We start from the raw sequence: 14179 nt of genomic DNA on the forward strand, positions 1-14179 counted from the left end.
CGTGTTGGGTTAACGGAAGATGGACACGCTATGAGCTGGATCACAGTGTATCCGGGTGGTCGCGGCGGTAATCCACAGGCCGCGCCATCGAGGACTCCGCGGCGGGCGACGATTTCCGGAGGATGTCCCAGTGGGCATTCGAGCCCCAAAGCTGATAGTTGGCTAACTATTGGGCGGGTAGTTCAGCGGCGAACGAAAGCCACTCCCGTCTCGGGTACGGGAGTGGTCTTCGACGTGCTGCCGAAATCAGCTGGCAGTGACCGTCAGGTCGAACTTGGCCACCACATCCGGGTGCAGGTGCACCGCGATGTCGTGCTTGCCGGTCGACTTGATGTGTGCCTTCGGCAGATCGATACTGCGCTTGTCGACGACCGGGCCGCCCGCAGCCTTGATGGCCGCGGCGACGTCAGCCTGGGTTACCGAGCCGAACAGCTTGCCGGTACCCGCCGTCTTCACGGTCAGCGTGACAGACTCCAGGCCCTCGAGGGCCTGCTTCAGCTCATTGGCGTGGCCAAGGTCGCGAACCCGGCGGGCGTCCTGCGCCCGGCGGATGCCCTCGACCTGCTTCTGCGCACCACGGCTCGCCGTGATCGCCAAGCCGCGCGGCAGGAGGTAATTGCGGCCGTAGCCGTCCTTGACCTCCACGGTGTCGCCGGGAGCGCCGAGGTTGTCCACATCAGCAGTCAGAATCAACTTCATTGTGTGCCTCCCTTTCAGCGCGCCGTCGACACGTAAGGCAGCAGCGCCACCTCACGCGAGTTCTTCACCGCAACCGCGACATCGCGCTGGTGCTGGACGCAGTTGCCGGTGACGCGGCGAGCGCGGATCTTGCCGCGGTCACTGACGTACTTACGCAGCAGCGCCGTGTCCTTGTAGTCGATCGAGACGATTCCGGTCTTGCTCTCTTTGCAGAACGAGCAGGCCTTCTTCTTGAGCACCTTTTCGCGCGCGGGCGCTTTAGGCATGGTGTTGTACTCCGTAATCATTGATGGCCCGGATCATGCGGGCCGATGTGGCCGTTCTCAGAACGGCGGTTCGTCATCTGTGCGGCTGCCGCCCCCGAAGGAGCTCGCCGCGGGCGCATTGCCCCAAGGGTCGTCGTCGGCACCGCCGGAACGCCCACCACCACCACCGGAGGAGGCGAAGTTGCCACCGCCGCCCCCAAAGCCGCCGCTCCCACCGCCGCGGTTGGCCTTGTTGACCTTCGCGGTGGCGTAACGCAGCGAGGGGCCGACCTCATCGACCTCGAGCTCGACTACCGTGCGCTTCTCACCCTCGCGGGTTTCGTAGGAGCGCTGCTTGAGTCGTCCGCTCACGATGACACGGGAACCCCTGGTCAGGCTTTCCGCGACGTTTTCCGCAGCCTCGCGCCAGATGTTGCAGCGCAGGAAAAGCGCTTCGCCGTCTTTCCATTCGTTCGAATTACGGTCGAACACTCGAGGTGTCGACGCGACGGTGAAATTCGCCACCGCCTGTCCTGCCGGCGTAAATCGAAGCTCGGGGTCGGCCGTCAAGTTTCCGATGACGGTGATGACCGTGTCGCCTGCCATGTGGTTCCTCCTGCTCGGTGTGCAGTCCGCATCTCGCTGTCGCGCTAGAGCCTAGGCACAGGCTCCGACGCAATCGAGGTGTGCGGAACTACTTGTCGTGGCGCAGAACCTTGGTGCGCAGCACCGACTCGTTGAGACCCAGCTGGCGGTCGAGCTCGCTCACAGTGGCGGGCTCGGCGGTCAGATCGACCACGGCGTAGATGCCTTCGGCCTGCTTCGAGATCTCGTAGGCGAGCCGACGGCGGCCCCAGATGTCGACCTTGTCGATCTTGCCGCCCTCGGTGCGAACAACACTGAGCATGGTGTCCAGCGACGGACCAACAGTGCGCTCGTCCAGGCTCGGATCGAGGATGACCATCACTTCATAATGACGCACGGACCAATCACCTCCTGTGGACTAGGAAACGGCCACGGACGGTCCGTGGCAGGAGGGTCGTTGCGTCAGCAACCCGACAAGGCTACCTGACCGGTCGGCGAGCAACGAAATCACCATGCCCGTTCGCGTTTGTGCTGGTGGTCAGGTGTTTGACGTACCGTTGCCAGCTACCGTTCGGGTTCGCGGCGTGCCCGGCGTGTTGCCGATGGACGCGGAACGGCAATCGTTGCGAGCGGAGTTCGCGGGGGGAAACGGACAGCGTTTCGACGGGCCGCTTAGGGTGTCTTCATGTCGACCGGATTCGCCGCCAGCGACCTGTTCGCAGGCCGTGTGCGACGACGCGTGGCACTGACCGCGGTGGTAGTGCTGCTGTGCGGGCTCACCCTCGTGCTGGCGTATATGAACAAGGCGCGGTGCGCGGGCCCGCCGTTCGACGCGGACGGTCGCAGTACGGTTTTCGACATCGCCAAGGACTCGGACGTCTGCTATTCCGATATTCAGTTCCTCTGGCTCGGCCGCGATATCAACGAGCACGTCTTTCCCTATGTGGGGGGTGGTATCACCGACGATGGCGCGCTGGTGGGCGGCGCGGTGGAGTATCCGGTACTCAGTGGCGTTCTGATGTGGCTCGGCGCGCTCGGCGCGGACAACGATGCCGAATTTCTGCGACACTCCGCCTTACTGCTGGCGCCATTCGCGCTGCTGACCGCGTGGATGCTGGCCCGGCTCGCCGGGCCGGCCGCCCTGCTGTGGGCGGCGGGACCGCCACTGGTGCTGTACGCCTTCCACAACTGGGAGCTCCCGGTGGTGTGTATGGCGGTGGCGGCCGTCTACATAATGGGCTGCTCGACCCGATACTCGTTGCGCACCAGGGGCATCGTGGCAGCGGTGCTGCTCGGGCTCGGGTTCTGCCTCAAGCTGTATCCGGGGATTTTCCTGCTGCCACTGCTGGCTTATGTGCTCACGGGGGGCGACGAAGGCGATCGGGATCGGGATCGTGGTCTCGACGTCCGCGGCGCACTGCTCACCGCCGGCGCGGCCATCGGCACCGTAGTCGCGGTGAATCTGCCGTTCGCGTTGGCCGGCTATGAAGGCTGGCGCGCGTCGTTCACCTTCCAGCAGCTGCGTCAGGCGGATATCACCACCAATTCCATCTGGTATTGGGGTCTGCGGCCGATGTTCGGGCAGGGCGCCGAGGGGGAGACGGCATTCCAGCAGGTGGTGTCGGTTATCTCCCCGCTCTTGGTGATCGCCGCGTTCGCCCTGGCGATGTGGCTCGGCGGCAAGCGGTACCTGAGAACCGGGGTGTTTCCGTGGGTTGGGGTGAGTGGCGCGATGCTGTGTGGATTCCTTGTGTTCCACAAGGTGCATTCGCCGCAGTACACGTTATGGCTGGTGCCGTTCCTTGTGCTGCTTCAGGTGCCGTGGTGGCTGATCGGGAGCTACCTGGTGGCCGATGCGGCCATCGGAATCGGCGTGTTCCGATACTTCTACTCGATGGGGTCGGGCACCTCGGTCGCCCTGATGGAGAACGTCGTCCAATTCGGAGTGTGGGGCCGGGCCGGCCTGCTGGTGGTGCTGTTCTTTGTGTTCCTGTGGCCGCTGCCGCGCGAGTATCGCCGGGTGCCGCCGGTGCCGCGGTGGGATCCCGATGGCCTGATTCCAGTGATCTAAGGGCCGTTGTGTCTGGCGCGGAAGGCGGCGCTCTTCGCGCGGTTGCCGCACAGCGTCATGTCACACCAGCGGCGGGAGCCGCCGCGGGAGGTGTCCACGTACAGGCGGGTGCACTCGGCGCGACCGCATTCCTTGATCACGGCGGGTGCGCCCAGCAGTTCTACCGCGGAGCGGGCGATGGCGGTGAGTGCGGCGTCGGCATCGCCGGTCCGGGTGATCGTTCCGTCGGCGCGCAGGGCGACCGCGGGGAGTTCGCCGCCGGCCAGGTCGTTGATCGCCCGGCGGTCCGTGTCGGTGAACGCCGCGCCGTGCGCCGCGGCCAGCGCCATGCGGTAGGTCGCCTCGCGCAGGCGCACCGCGCGTATGAGCGTGTCCGCGTCGCAGCGCGGGGCTTCACCGAGTAGTTCGGCGGCGACGGCCCACGCGCCGAACATGGCCGGGGTGTCGAGGAGATCGTCGAATGTGGTCGATCGCGCTTGGGCGGTGCCCGCGAAGTCCAGTGCGAGGTTTCCGCTCACAAAGGTGAACATCTTGCCATGGTAACCGCCTTGACAGGTTAGTTGGGGAGATGTCACGGTGATAACCACCCAAGGCGGTTGTTTCAGGAGGGTTCGTGAAGGCTCAGGTCATGCCGGTGCTCGCGCAGCCGCTGTTCGTTCTGTTGTGGAGCAGCGCGTTCATCGCGGGGATCATCGGGGTCGGCGCCGCGCCGCCGATGCTGGTGCTGTTCACGCGCTTTTCCGTCGCGGCTGTTCTGCTCACGGCGTATGCCTGTGCCGCGCGGGTCACCTGGCCGCACCGCGACCAGCTGTGGCACGTGCTCATCGCCGGGCTGCTGATGCAAATGGTGCAGTTCGGCGCCTTTTACACGGCGATGGCCGAGCATGTCTCGGCAGCGGTGATCGCGCTGGTGCAAGGTTTGAACCCGGTGGTCATCGCACTGTTCGCCGGGGTGCTCGGCGAAACCGTCACGGCGCGACAGTGGTTCGGCTTCGGTATCGGCGGAATCGGGGTCACCCTCGCGGTGCTCGACCAGTCCCGCTTCTCGCTACCCGGTCTGCTGCTGTGCGTGGTGGGCCTGCTAGGCCTCAGCATCGGCACGGTGTACCAGAAGCGGTTCGTCCCGACGGTCGATCCACGAGCGTCCACCGCACTGCATGTGGTGGTGAGCGCGCCGATCGCGGGATTGTCGGCCTGGCTGACCGGTCAAATCCACATATCGGAGGTGAGCCGGTTCGCCGGATCGCTCACCTGGATGGTTCTGGTGAACTCGATGGCCGCGTTCCTGCTGCTGAACGCGATGCTACGGCGCTGGGACGCGACCAGGGTGGGCAAGCTGTTCTTCGCGACACCCGTGGTGACCGCGATCCTGGCCTGGATGCTGATCGATCAGCCGCTGCGGGCGTTGACGATCGCGGGACTCGGTATCGGCCTCGTCGGTCTCGTGTTCGCGGCGCGCGGGTATTCGGTGGCCGCCGGCACAGTCGTGGCGCGGCGGCCCGCGGCGATGGCGCCGCGCTGATCTACGCGCCCGTGCTGTGCCACGGCATCCCCCAGCGGTAGGTCTGGTCGATCTCGCGCTCGGCGCCGTCGATGTAGTACATCTCGCGCTGCACGATGATTCCGGCGCCCTGGTTCTGCATCAGAGCGATGGCACAGCAGCGGGCGCCTGCCACGGGGGAGTCGAGGCGGACCTCTACCTGCGGACCTGCGGTGGGATACAGCGTCACGACGCCGTCAGCGGCAGCCCAGTTCGGGACGCCCTCGCTGCTGACGGCGTAAATCAGGATGCGCCGGAACAATTCGGGGCGGGCGAGGTCGATGCGCAAATTCTCGCCATCGGACACTGACCCGGCGCCGTCCAACTCGATATAGGGTTGGTCCTCCAACGCACCGAAGTTACGCCCGGTCGCCTGGATGACGCCCTTGGCGCCGTTGGACAACTCGTAGAGGCAGCCGAGGTCCAGGTCGACGGGCTTGGTCCGGCGGAAGAATCCCTTCGGCCCGCTCGACCAGGTCAGATTCACCCGCATGATCCCCTGCTGCTCACCCGGCTTGGTGAGATTGATGGTGGGCGTCGCCTTCGACAGGGTCACCTTGGCCAGGTTGACGCCGGGGTGGTCGTTGATCGCCATGACGCGATCCCCCCTCAGGAGAAACGAGAGCGGCAGCGGCCATCCGACGGGGATGGGGCCGCTGCCGCAACGGGTCTTCGGCTGCATGCCGGGAATCAGCCTACCGGCGCCGGTTCTCGTTCGCTGTCCAGTTCTTCGTCGTTTTCGCGCCGGTTGCGGACGATGCTGGTGATGAACGCCGCACCGATGAACGCGACGCCGACCAGGCCGGTGATGATTTCGTTGATGTGCACGCCGATCGAGATCAGCAAGATCACGGCGAGCGCGCCGATCGCCCAGTGTGCGCCGTGCTCCAAGTAGACGTACTCCGACAGGGTGCCCCTGCGCACCAGGTACACCGTGATCGACCGGACGAACATGGCGCCGATCAGGCCGAGGCCGAGCGCGATGATGATCGGGTCGGAGGTGATGGCGAACGCGCCGATCACGCCATCGAAGGAGAACGACGCGTCGAGCACCTCCAGGTAGAGGAACAGGAAGAAGCCGGCCTTGCCGGTCGCCTTGACCAACGCTGACGGGCCCTCGGCCTGCTCCTCGGTGTGGAACATCGAGCCGAGTCCGTCGACCGCGATGTAGGTGATCATGCCGAGCAGTCCCGCCACCAGAACGGTCGAGCGGTGCGCCTCGTCGGCGATGTACTCCGCGGTGAGGATCAGGCCCACACCGGCGACGACCACCGAGAGCATGTCCAGCTTGCCCGCCTTGGCCAGCGGCCGCTCCAGCCAACCCAGCCAGGTGATCTCGCGCTCTTCGAAGATGAAGTTGAGGAACAGCAGCGCGAGGAACATGCCGCCGAAGGCGGCGATCTGCGGGTGTGCGTCGGTGAGCAGTTTCTCGTAACTCGCGCTGCCGTCCGGGAAGGTCAGCGCGTTGTCGGCGGGCGGGTTGAGCGCGAGGTCGAAGGCCCGCACCGGATCCAGTCCCGCGGTGATCCACACGATCGCGAGCGGGAAGACCAGGCGCATGCCGAATACGGCGATCAACACGCCGATCGTCAGGAAGATCTTCTGCCAGAACTCGCTCATCCGCTCGAGGACGGTGGCGTTGATCACGGCGTTGTCGAAGGAAAGCGATACCTCGAGGATGCCCAGAATCGCGGCGAGCGCGAGGGCGGTCGGGCCGCCGTAAAGCAGCGCCACGACGAGTGAGACCGCCGTGACGAGGAACGACATGCCGAATATGCGCAGGACCACGCTGGGACCTTTCGTAAAGTGAATAACGAGTCGGCGACAGTCCTACCAGCGTGGCTGTTGAATCGCCGGTTGTCCAACCCCGCTTTTCCGCGACGCAGGAATGCCGGTCGCACGACGAGGGGGCCCGTTGCCGAGCCCCCTCGAACCGCGAAGTGCCCTTTAGACGTTCACGCCGTAGTCACGAGCGATACCGGAAAGGCCCGAGGCGTAGCCCTGGCCGATCGCGCGGAACTTCCATTCCGCACCGTTGCGGTACAGCTCGCCGAAGACCATGGCTGTCTCGGTCGAGGCATCCTCGGACAGGTCGTAGCGGGCGAGCTCTTCGCCGTTGCTGCGGTCCACCACACGGATGTAGGCGTTGCGCACCTGACCGAACGACTGCGACCGGGAGTCGGCGTCGTAGATCGAGACGGGGAAGAAGATGCTGTCGATCGTGGGCGGGGTGCCGGCCAGGTCGACGTTGATGACCTCGTCGTCGCCCGCGCCCTCGCCGGTCCGGTTGTCGCCCGCGTGCTCGATCGAGCCCTCGGGTGAACGCAGATTGTTGAAGAACACGAAGTGCTGGTCCGACACGACCTTCTTGTCCGCGCCGGTGGCGATGGCACTCGCGTCCAGGTCGAAATCGGTGCCGGTGGTGGACCGCACATCCCACCCGAGGCCGACCGAAACGGCGGTCAGGTTAGGCGCCGCCTTGGTCAGTGAGACGTTGCCGCCCTTGGACAAACTGACACCCATGCGGGATTCCCTTTCAATAGTCCGTCATTGGTTCCCAGCATGTCCGGATCGCCGGGTACGTCATACGACAGTAGTAGGTTTCCGCGAACTTCGTAGGAACCCGCGTAGCGCCGACGAACAGGAATATCTCCTACCATCGGGGCGTGGCAGGCCGAAGGCGTGGATGGTTCCGGTCGTCCGGGAACGACGAGTGGATCGAGCAGGCCCGGACGAGTTCGGCATCGGCTTTTCTCGATATGGATCGCCGCCAGAGCGCGGCCGACGCGGCAGTGCTCGCCGCCGATCAGGTCTTCCCGGAGCGGCGGACCGGTGAACGCTGGGAACCGGTGCGCGCCAAGTGCTATGACGCCGCGGGCGGATACCTCGCGCTGAGTGCGGAATTGGAGGCCGCGCAGCGTGACGGCACGCCGCTGCCGCAGGGACGAGAGCGAACCGACGTCACGGTTCGACAGCTGACCGACGCGGCTCGCGCCGTCGACGAGTTCTATCGCGCCAACCAGGCCGAACTGGAACACGCGTTCGCCGTGCACGGTATGGTGCCTCGGCTGGTGCGGCAGGTGAAGATCGCGTCGGCGAACGTGCGCGGGCAGGCTGCCGACTCCGAGTTCGCGAACTATCCGTCGGTGCGCGACCGCGCTGCCGCGGTGGATGAGGCGCTGGCCACTCTCGAATCGGCGGATGTCGCCGCGCAGGCGGGCGCGGCGCGGGAGGCCGCGAACCGGCTGGACGCGGCGACCAAGGAACTCGCGGAGGCGCTGCGGGCGGCTCCGTCTCGAACCGGTGCCGCCACCACCGCCATCTCCTCGGTGACAACCCGCCTTTCTGCCGTCCGGACCAGGGCGGAAGGGGTCGCGCCGGCGTTCTCGGCGCTACTGCGTGAGTTCAATGCTGCGAGTTCGGCGGATCTGGCCGACAATGAGCGGGAAAGCCAGCGAGCCATCGAGGCCGCGGACGTTGCCCTCGGCAGGGCGCGCGCGGCAACAAGAGAGAACAATCCGGAGTTTGCACTTGATCTGACCACATCCGCGCGCGGATTCCTCGCCGATGCCGAGCAGAAGGTCGATGCCGTCACCAAACGGCTCGCCTTGCTGCGCGACGTCCGGTCCGATCCGCAAGAGAAGGCCAAGGCCGTACGATTCCGGCTACGGGATGCGCAAATGCTCGCGGTAAGCCGTGGCCTTGTCGCCGAATGGGGGTCGGTGCTCGACGCACAGGCCGCACGGATCGACCGAACCAGCGAAACACTGTCGGGGCGGCATCCGGACTACTTGGCCTACGTGGCGGAACTGGATGCCGTCACCGAATTCATCGCCGGGGTAGTCGATCGAATGAGAAAACAAGCAGGACCACGACAAGAATGAGGATGGGCAAGAATGACCGCTGGCGTCGCCGTCCAGCAGGAGGTTTCCCTGCGGAAGCGAATGCCGCTACGTCACTTCCGGCAGTTGCACGGCCCGGAGGCGAGGCGTCTCTTTCACCGTCAACCCGAACCGTTCGGTGATGACCATACCGACCGGGAACTGCTGGCGGTCGGGCTCGGTGCGACGCTGTACGCGCCCGCGACCAGGCCGGACCTCGCGCTGACGATCGGTAAACGCGCCGAGCGCGGCGTGTGCTCGATGGTGATCGATCTCGAGGACGCCGTCGCCGATCACGAAGTGGAGTTCGCCAAACGGCAAACGGTCGCGGCGCTCGATCTGCTCGCGGCGAGCCAGGACGCCAATCCGCTGCTGTTCGTGCGGGTGCGCGATGCGGACACCATCACCGAGATCGTCGAACAGCTCGGTCCGGGCGCCGAGGTACTGACCGGGTTCGTGTTTCCGAAGTTCGACAGCGTGTCGGGGCCGAGATACCTCAATGCCCTGAATGTGGCCGCGCAGCGATTGGACCGGCCGTTGTACGGGATGCCGGTGCTGGAATCGCCGAACCTGGTGCATCGGGAGACCCGTGACGACGAACTCACCCAGATCGCGGCGCTGCTCGCCGTGCATCGGGAGCGGGTGCTGGCGGTGCGGGTCGGCGCGACCGATATGTGTTCGACGTTCGGTATCCGGCGTGACCGCGACCTGACGATCTACGACGTGCGGGTGGTCGCCGACGTCATCGCCGACATCGTCAACTATCTGGGGCGCGCGGACGGTTCCGGGTTCGTCATCACCGGGCCGGTGTGGGAGTACTTCGCCGACCACGAGCGCATGTTCCGCCCGCTGCTGCGCACCGCACCGTTCGCGGAGTCGGACGCGGTGCCGTTCCGCCAGTACCTGGTCAGCCGGGACCTGGACGGACTGCTCCGAGAGATCACGCTGGACCGCGCGAATGGCATCCAGGGCAAGACGGTGATCCACCCGTCGCATGTGGCCGCCGTGCACGCGTTGTCGGTGGTGTCCCACGAGGAGTATTCGGACGCGCTGGACATCCTGCGTGCCGACGTCGGCGGCGTCGCGGCCTCGGGCTACGGGAACAAGATGAACGAGATGCGGCCGCACCGCAGCTGGGCGATGCAGACACTGTTGCGCGCGCGGGTGTTCGGCGTGGCCAACAAAGGCGTGTCTTTCGTGGACCTGTTGACCGCGTTGGTCACGGTATGAGCCATCCGACGGCCGAACTCGGTCATGACAAAATCCCCTGGGCTACCAGAACTCTCGGTGTGGAACTGCATCGTGACTCGGCGGGTGCGGGTGTGGCGGATCGACGGCAATCGACCGAACTGCCGATCTCGACGCTCGTGCAGCCGGGGATTCGACACAACAATCCGCGTCGTGCGCACCTGCTGGTGTCGACGGTGCTCGGCAAGCATCTCCCCACAGACCCGCGAGTGGTGCTCGGCGCCGGCAATCGGCTCGGCGATCTCGTGCTCGAGGTGCTCGGTGGTCGCGAAGCCGTGGTACTCGGGTTCGCCGAGACCGCGACGGGACTGGGGCATTGCGTGGCGGCCCGGATCGGTGCGAACTGCTACCTGCATTCGACTCGTCGCGAGGTGCCGCACGCCGAGACCCTCGCCGGGTTCGAGGAGGGGCATTCGCACGCGACCTCGCATCTGTTGCAGCCGACACCGGCGGACATCTTCGTCAACGACCTGCCGCTCGTGCTGGTCGACGACGAAATTTCCACCGGGGCGACCGCGATCGACGCGATACGCGCGCTGCATGCCTTCGCACCACGCGCGCAGTACGTGCTCGCCTCGCTGGTCGACCTGCGTACCGACGCGGACCGTGCCGCATTCGACTCGGCCGCCGCCGAACTCGGCGCACGCGTCGACACGGTCTGTCTCGCCTCCGGTCGGGCCACACTGCCCGACGGGCTGGTCGAGGCGGTCGGCGCCCTTCCCGAACCTCGGCTGAACCCCGTCGCCGCGCTGCGCGGCTGTTTCGCGCGGGTGGAACTGCCCTGGCCCGCGTCGGTGCCGGAGGGGGGCCGGCACGGGATGCTCGCCTCCGACACCGCCGCGTTCGACGCAGCGCTGCGGAACGCGACCGAGGTGCTTAGTACGCGGCTGAGCGCCGACTTCGCGGGTCGGCCCGCCATCGTGCTCGGGCACGAGGAACTGATGTACCTTCCGCTGCGGATGGCGGCGGAACTCGCGGAATCGGGCACACCGACGCGATTCCAGACCACCACGCGGTCTCCGGCGTACGTGTTGGACGAGCCGGGATATCCCTTGCGGCGTGGATTCCGGTTCGTCGCACCGGAGCCCGACGACACCGCGCCGCGCTACCTGTACAACGCGCTCTGGTCGCATGACTGCGCGGAGTCATTCGCGGGGGGAGTGCTGGCGGCCGGTCCGGCTCCCACGGGCGGTGGCGCTGAGGTCGCCGTGGCGATGGCGCCGACCGCGTCGAGCGGGCCGGATGACGTCGTGCAAAGCGGTCCGGCGGTCGATCCAGTGCTGGTCGTCGTTGTCGATTCGCCTGCCGACACCGCGGAGTTGGTGGCCGAGGGTGGGCTGGTCGACGTGCTGACCGCCTCCGGCGCCGACGTGCTGCTCGCAGCACTGCGGGAAGCCGACCCGCGGCGGCTGCACGCGCAGCGGGCCGGGTCGTCGAGAACAGAGCAGGAGCCGAATGTGACGCGTACGCCTAGGGTGGGCGAGTTACCCGCTCCGCTGTTCGGTCCGGAGTTCGGGTCCTACGCCGCCTCCGAGGTCTCCTGGTTGCTGAAGGATCTGTCCGATGTCGACCTCGAGGCCGATGTGGCCGAACGGGAACGGGAGATTCAGGCGGGGACAGCGCATTACGCGGAGTCGCTGCCGATCGAGTATCAGCCGGACGCGTCCTATCGGATGCTGTTCGACGCGGTACTCGTGGCGGGCGCCGAGCGCCTCGCGCTCGCGGTGGCGACCGTGTCGGAACTCGTCGTCGCCGAACGCGGCGAGGACATCGTGCTGGTGTCGCTGGCGCGGGCGGGCACCCCGATCGGCATCTTGATGCGCCGCTGGCTGCGGTCGCGGCGGCCGGGTCTGGACGTGCCGCACTACGCGGTGTCGATCGTGCGGGATCGAGGCATCGACGCGGTCGCGCTGGATTATTTGGCCGAGCACCACGATCCGGCTTCGGTCGTGTTCGTCGACGGATGGACCGGCAAGGGTGCGATCACCCGGGAGTTGGCCGAAGCGCTCGACGCCTATCACCAGACCGGTGGTGCGTTGTTCGACGGCGACCTCGCGGTGCTGGCCGATCCAGGACATTGTGTGCGCACCTACGGCACCCGTGATGACTTCCTGATCCCCTCGGCCTGCTTGAATTCGACCGTTTCCGGCTTGATTTCGCGCACGGTGCTGAACGACACGCTGATCGGTCCGCGCGAATTCCACGGCGCCAAGTTCTACCGCGAGCTGGCCGGTGACGACGTGTCCGGACCGATGCTCGACGTCGTGAGCGGGGCTTTCGACGCGATCCGCGACCGGGTCGACGCCGAGGTGGCCGCGGTCCGTGCGAGCGACCGAACGCCGACCTGGGCCGGTTGGGTTTCGGTGGAAAAGGTGCGCGCACGGTATGGCATCGCGAGCGTGAACTTTGTGAAACCAGGTGTCGGTGAGACCACCAGGGTGCTGCTGCGGCGGGTACCGTGGCGAGTGCTGGTCCGCGAGGCGGACGCACCGGAGCACGCGCACATCAGAATGCTCGCCGCCGCCCGAGGTGTTCCAGTGGAGGTCGTCGCCGACCTGGCCTATTCGTGCATGGGATTGATCAAGGACGTACAGCAGTGAGCCTGGCCCGAAGACCGTTACGACGGGCACTGATCGCGACCGACCTGGACCGGACGATGATCTACTCACGTAACGCCTTCAGTGCCGCCGACGAGGTGCCGATGGTCTGTGTGGAACATCTGGAGGGAGCACCGCTGTCGTTCATGACCACCGTGGCGGCGCTACGGATGGCGTCGCTGACCGAACCGGCCGCCGTCGTTCCCACGACCACCCGCACCATCAAACAGTTCGGGCGCATTCGGTTGCCCGGTGCGCCTTGGCGTTACGCGATCACCAGCAACGGCGGCAATATCCTTGTCGACGGCGTTCCGGATATGCGCTGGCGGATCGATGTGGATGCCCAGGTTCGGGCGAGCGGCGCCACACTCTCCGCCGTGAGCGCGGAACTTCGTGCGCGCGTTGATGATTCGTGGGTGACCAAGTTCCGTGTCGCTGACCATCTGTTCTGCTATCTGGTGGTGAAACCCAAGGCCGTCCCCGAGGGTTTCCTCGCCGAATGGGACGGCTGGTGCCGCCGACGTGGCTGGTCCGCGTCCCAGCAGGGCCGCAAGATCTACACCATGCCACGGGCCGTCTGCAAGAGCCGCGCGGTCGCCGAGGTGCGCCGCCGACTGTGGGAATCCGGCGAACTCGTGGGCGAGGCGGAGACGCTCGCCGCGGGCGATGGCGCCCTCGACGCCGAGATGTTGCGCGCCGCGGATTTCGCCATCCGCCCGCGCCATGGCGAACTGGAAAAACTCAACTGGACCCACCCCAACCTCACCGTCACCCGCACCAGCGGAATTCTCGCGGGCGAGGAGATCATCAACTGGTTCATCAAGGGAGCCCCGGCGACGTCCGAGTAGCCGGCATCGACGTATCCGGTTGTGTACCGCGGTCTCTTCGCGGTCGCCATGATCACACCGGTGCGGCGGACCGTTCGAACGTGGTTTTGAAGTCGGGGCATTCGACCAGCGGATCGTGGGTGCAGGTGGACGCGTGGCGGAGGCTGTCGCGCATGCGGATCAGGCGGTCGATATCGTCATCCAACTGCCGTGCCTTCTCCGCCATGCGTGCGCGCAGTTCGGCGTCGGTCGGCGAGGCGCGCAAGAACCGAGCGATCTCGGCCAGGGTGAAGCCTGCCCCGCGAGCGCAGGCGATGAGCGCGAGGCGGTCGAGGACATCGGGCCGGTAGGTACGGCGCAGGCCGTTGCGACCGGTTGAGCTGATGAGTCCGCGCTTTTCGTAGAAACGCAGGGCGGACGGCGCGAGGTCGGCATGGTCGGCCACCTCGGCGATATCGAGCAGGACGCCGGTCATCGTTCATCTCC

15 protein-coding genes are annotated in these 14179 nt (G+C 66.3%); 6 read left to right on the forward strand and 9 right to left on the reverse strand.

What is annotated here, in order from left to right:
* Positions 1 to 246 precede the first annotated feature (246 nt).
* The 4 genes from rplI to rpsF form a co-directional block, all read right to left on the reverse strand.
* The gene (gene rplI / locus AB0C34_RS09185; RefSeq protein WP_357069176.1) at positions 247 to 699 is read right to left on the reverse strand and encodes a 50S ribosomal protein L9; all 453 of its coding nucleotides are present in this window, start codon (positions 697 to 699) and stop codon (positions 247 to 249) included.
* 14 nt (positions 700 to 713) lie between these two features.
* Positions 714 to 965, reverse strand: coding sequence for a 30S ribosomal protein S18 (gene rpsR / locus AB0C34_RS09190; RefSeq protein ID WP_357070089.1), 252 nt, complete (start codon positions 963 to 965; stop codon positions 714 to 716).
* Between the two features lie 57 nt (positions 966 to 1022).
* On the reverse strand, positions 1023 to 1550 hold the full coding sequence (locus AB0C34_RS09195; RefSeq protein WP_357069178.1) for a single-stranded DNA-binding protein: 528 nt from the start codon (positions 1548 to 1550) through the stop codon (positions 1023 to 1025).
* An 88-nt stretch (positions 1551 to 1638) separates the two neighbouring features.
* Positions 1639 to 1926, reverse strand: a complete 288-nt coding sequence (gene rpsF, locus AB0C34_RS09200) for a 30S ribosomal protein S6 (protein WP_357069180.1) — start codon at positions 1924 to 1926, stop codon at positions 1639 to 1641.
* 288 nt (positions 1927 to 2214) lie between these two features.
* Between rpsF and AB0C34_RS09205 the strand changes: the two genes are divergently transcribed.
* On the forward strand, positions 2215 to 3600 hold the full coding sequence (locus AB0C34_RS09205) for a hypothetical protein (RefSeq protein WP_357069182.1): 1386 nt from the start codon (positions 2215 to 2217) through the stop codon (positions 3598 to 3600).
* Here AB0C34_RS09205 and AB0C34_RS09210 read toward each other — a convergent pair.
* Positions 3597 to 4130 (reverse strand): CGNR zinc finger domain-containing protein, encoded by a 534-nt coding sequence (locus AB0C34_RS09210; protein ID WP_357069184.1) that lies wholly within the window; start codon positions 4128 to 4130, stop codon positions 3597 to 3599. The genes AB0C34_RS09205 and AB0C34_RS09210 overlap by 4 nt on opposite strands.
* Positions 4131 to 4213: 83 nt before the next feature.
* Here AB0C34_RS09210 and AB0C34_RS09215 point away from each other — a divergent pair, with 83 nt between their 5' ends.
* Positions 4214 to 5122 (forward strand): DMT family transporter, encoded by a 909-nt coding sequence (locus AB0C34_RS09215; protein WP_357069186.1) that lies wholly within the window; start codon positions 4214 to 4216, stop codon positions 5120 to 5122.
* A 1-nt stretch (position 5123) separates the two neighbouring features.
* Here the strand turns inward: AB0C34_RS09215 and AB0C34_RS09220 are convergent, their stop codons facing one another.
* The 3 genes from AB0C34_RS09220 to AB0C34_RS09230 all read right to left on the reverse strand — a co-directional run bounded on the left by AB0C34_RS09220 (position 5124) and on the right by AB0C34_RS09230 (position 7663).
* Positions 5124 to 5735, reverse strand: a complete 612-nt coding sequence (locus AB0C34_RS09220; RefSeq protein ID WP_357069188.1) for a Tellurium resistance — start codon at positions 5733 to 5735, stop codon at positions 5124 to 5126.
* 95 nt (positions 5736 to 5830) lie between these two features.
* Positions 5831 to 6928 carry a DUF475 domain-containing protein gene (locus tag AB0C34_RS09225; RefSeq protein ID WP_357069190.1) on the reverse strand — a complete coding sequence of 366 codons (1098 nt, stop codon included), beginning with the start codon at positions 6926 to 6928 and terminating at the stop codon, positions 5831 to 5833.
* Positions 6929 to 7087: 159 nt separating this feature from the next.
* Entirely contained in the window at positions 7088 to 7663 is a 576-nt protein-coding gene (locus AB0C34_RS09230; protein WP_357069192.1) for a TerD family protein, read from the reverse strand.
* A 143-nt stretch (positions 7664 to 7806) separates the two neighbouring features.
* Between AB0C34_RS09230 and AB0C34_RS09235 the strand changes: the two genes are divergently transcribed.
* The 4 genes from AB0C34_RS09235 to AB0C34_RS09250 are packed head-to-tail and all read left to right on the forward strand — an operon-like array spanning position 7807 to position 13714.
* Positions 7807 to 9024: a hypothetical protein gene (locus AB0C34_RS09235; RefSeq protein WP_357069194.1), complete on the forward strand. Its 1218-nt coding sequence runs from the start codon at positions 7807 to 7809 to the stop codon at positions 9022 to 9024.
* Positions 9025 to 9036: 12 nt separating this feature from the next.
* Positions 9037 to 10251 (forward strand): HpcH/HpaI aldolase/citrate lyase family protein, encoded by a 1215-nt coding sequence (locus AB0C34_RS09240; protein WP_357069196.1) that lies wholly within the window; start codon positions 9037 to 9039, stop codon positions 10249 to 10251.
* Entirely contained in the window at positions 10248 to 12869 is a 2622-nt protein-coding gene (locus tag AB0C34_RS09245) for a phosphoribosyltransferase (RefSeq protein ID WP_357069198.1), read from the forward strand. The genes AB0C34_RS09240 and AB0C34_RS09245 overlap by 4 nt, the downstream gene beginning before the upstream one ends.
* Before the next feature lie 56 nt (positions 12870 to 12925).
* Positions 12926 to 13714 carry an HAD family hydrolase gene (locus AB0C34_RS09250; RefSeq protein ID WP_357070091.1) on the forward strand — a complete coding sequence of 263 codons (789 nt, stop codon included), beginning with the start codon at positions 12926 to 12928 and terminating at the stop codon, positions 13712 to 13714.
* Between the two features lie 52 nt (positions 13715 to 13766).
* Here AB0C34_RS09250 and AB0C34_RS09255 read toward each other — a convergent pair whose 3' ends face one another.
* Positions 13767 to 14168: a MerR family transcriptional regulator gene (locus AB0C34_RS09255; RefSeq protein ID WP_357069200.1), complete on the reverse strand. Its 402-nt coding sequence runs from the start codon at positions 14166 to 14168 to the stop codon at positions 13767 to 13769.
* Between the last annotated feature and the right edge of the window lie 11 nt (positions 14169 to 14179).

Origin of the sequence: Nocardia sp. NPDC049220, assembly GCF_040647855.1 — a bacterium.
Lineage (GTDB): Bacteria > Actinomycetota > Actinomycetes > Mycobacteriales > Mycobacteriaceae > Nocardia.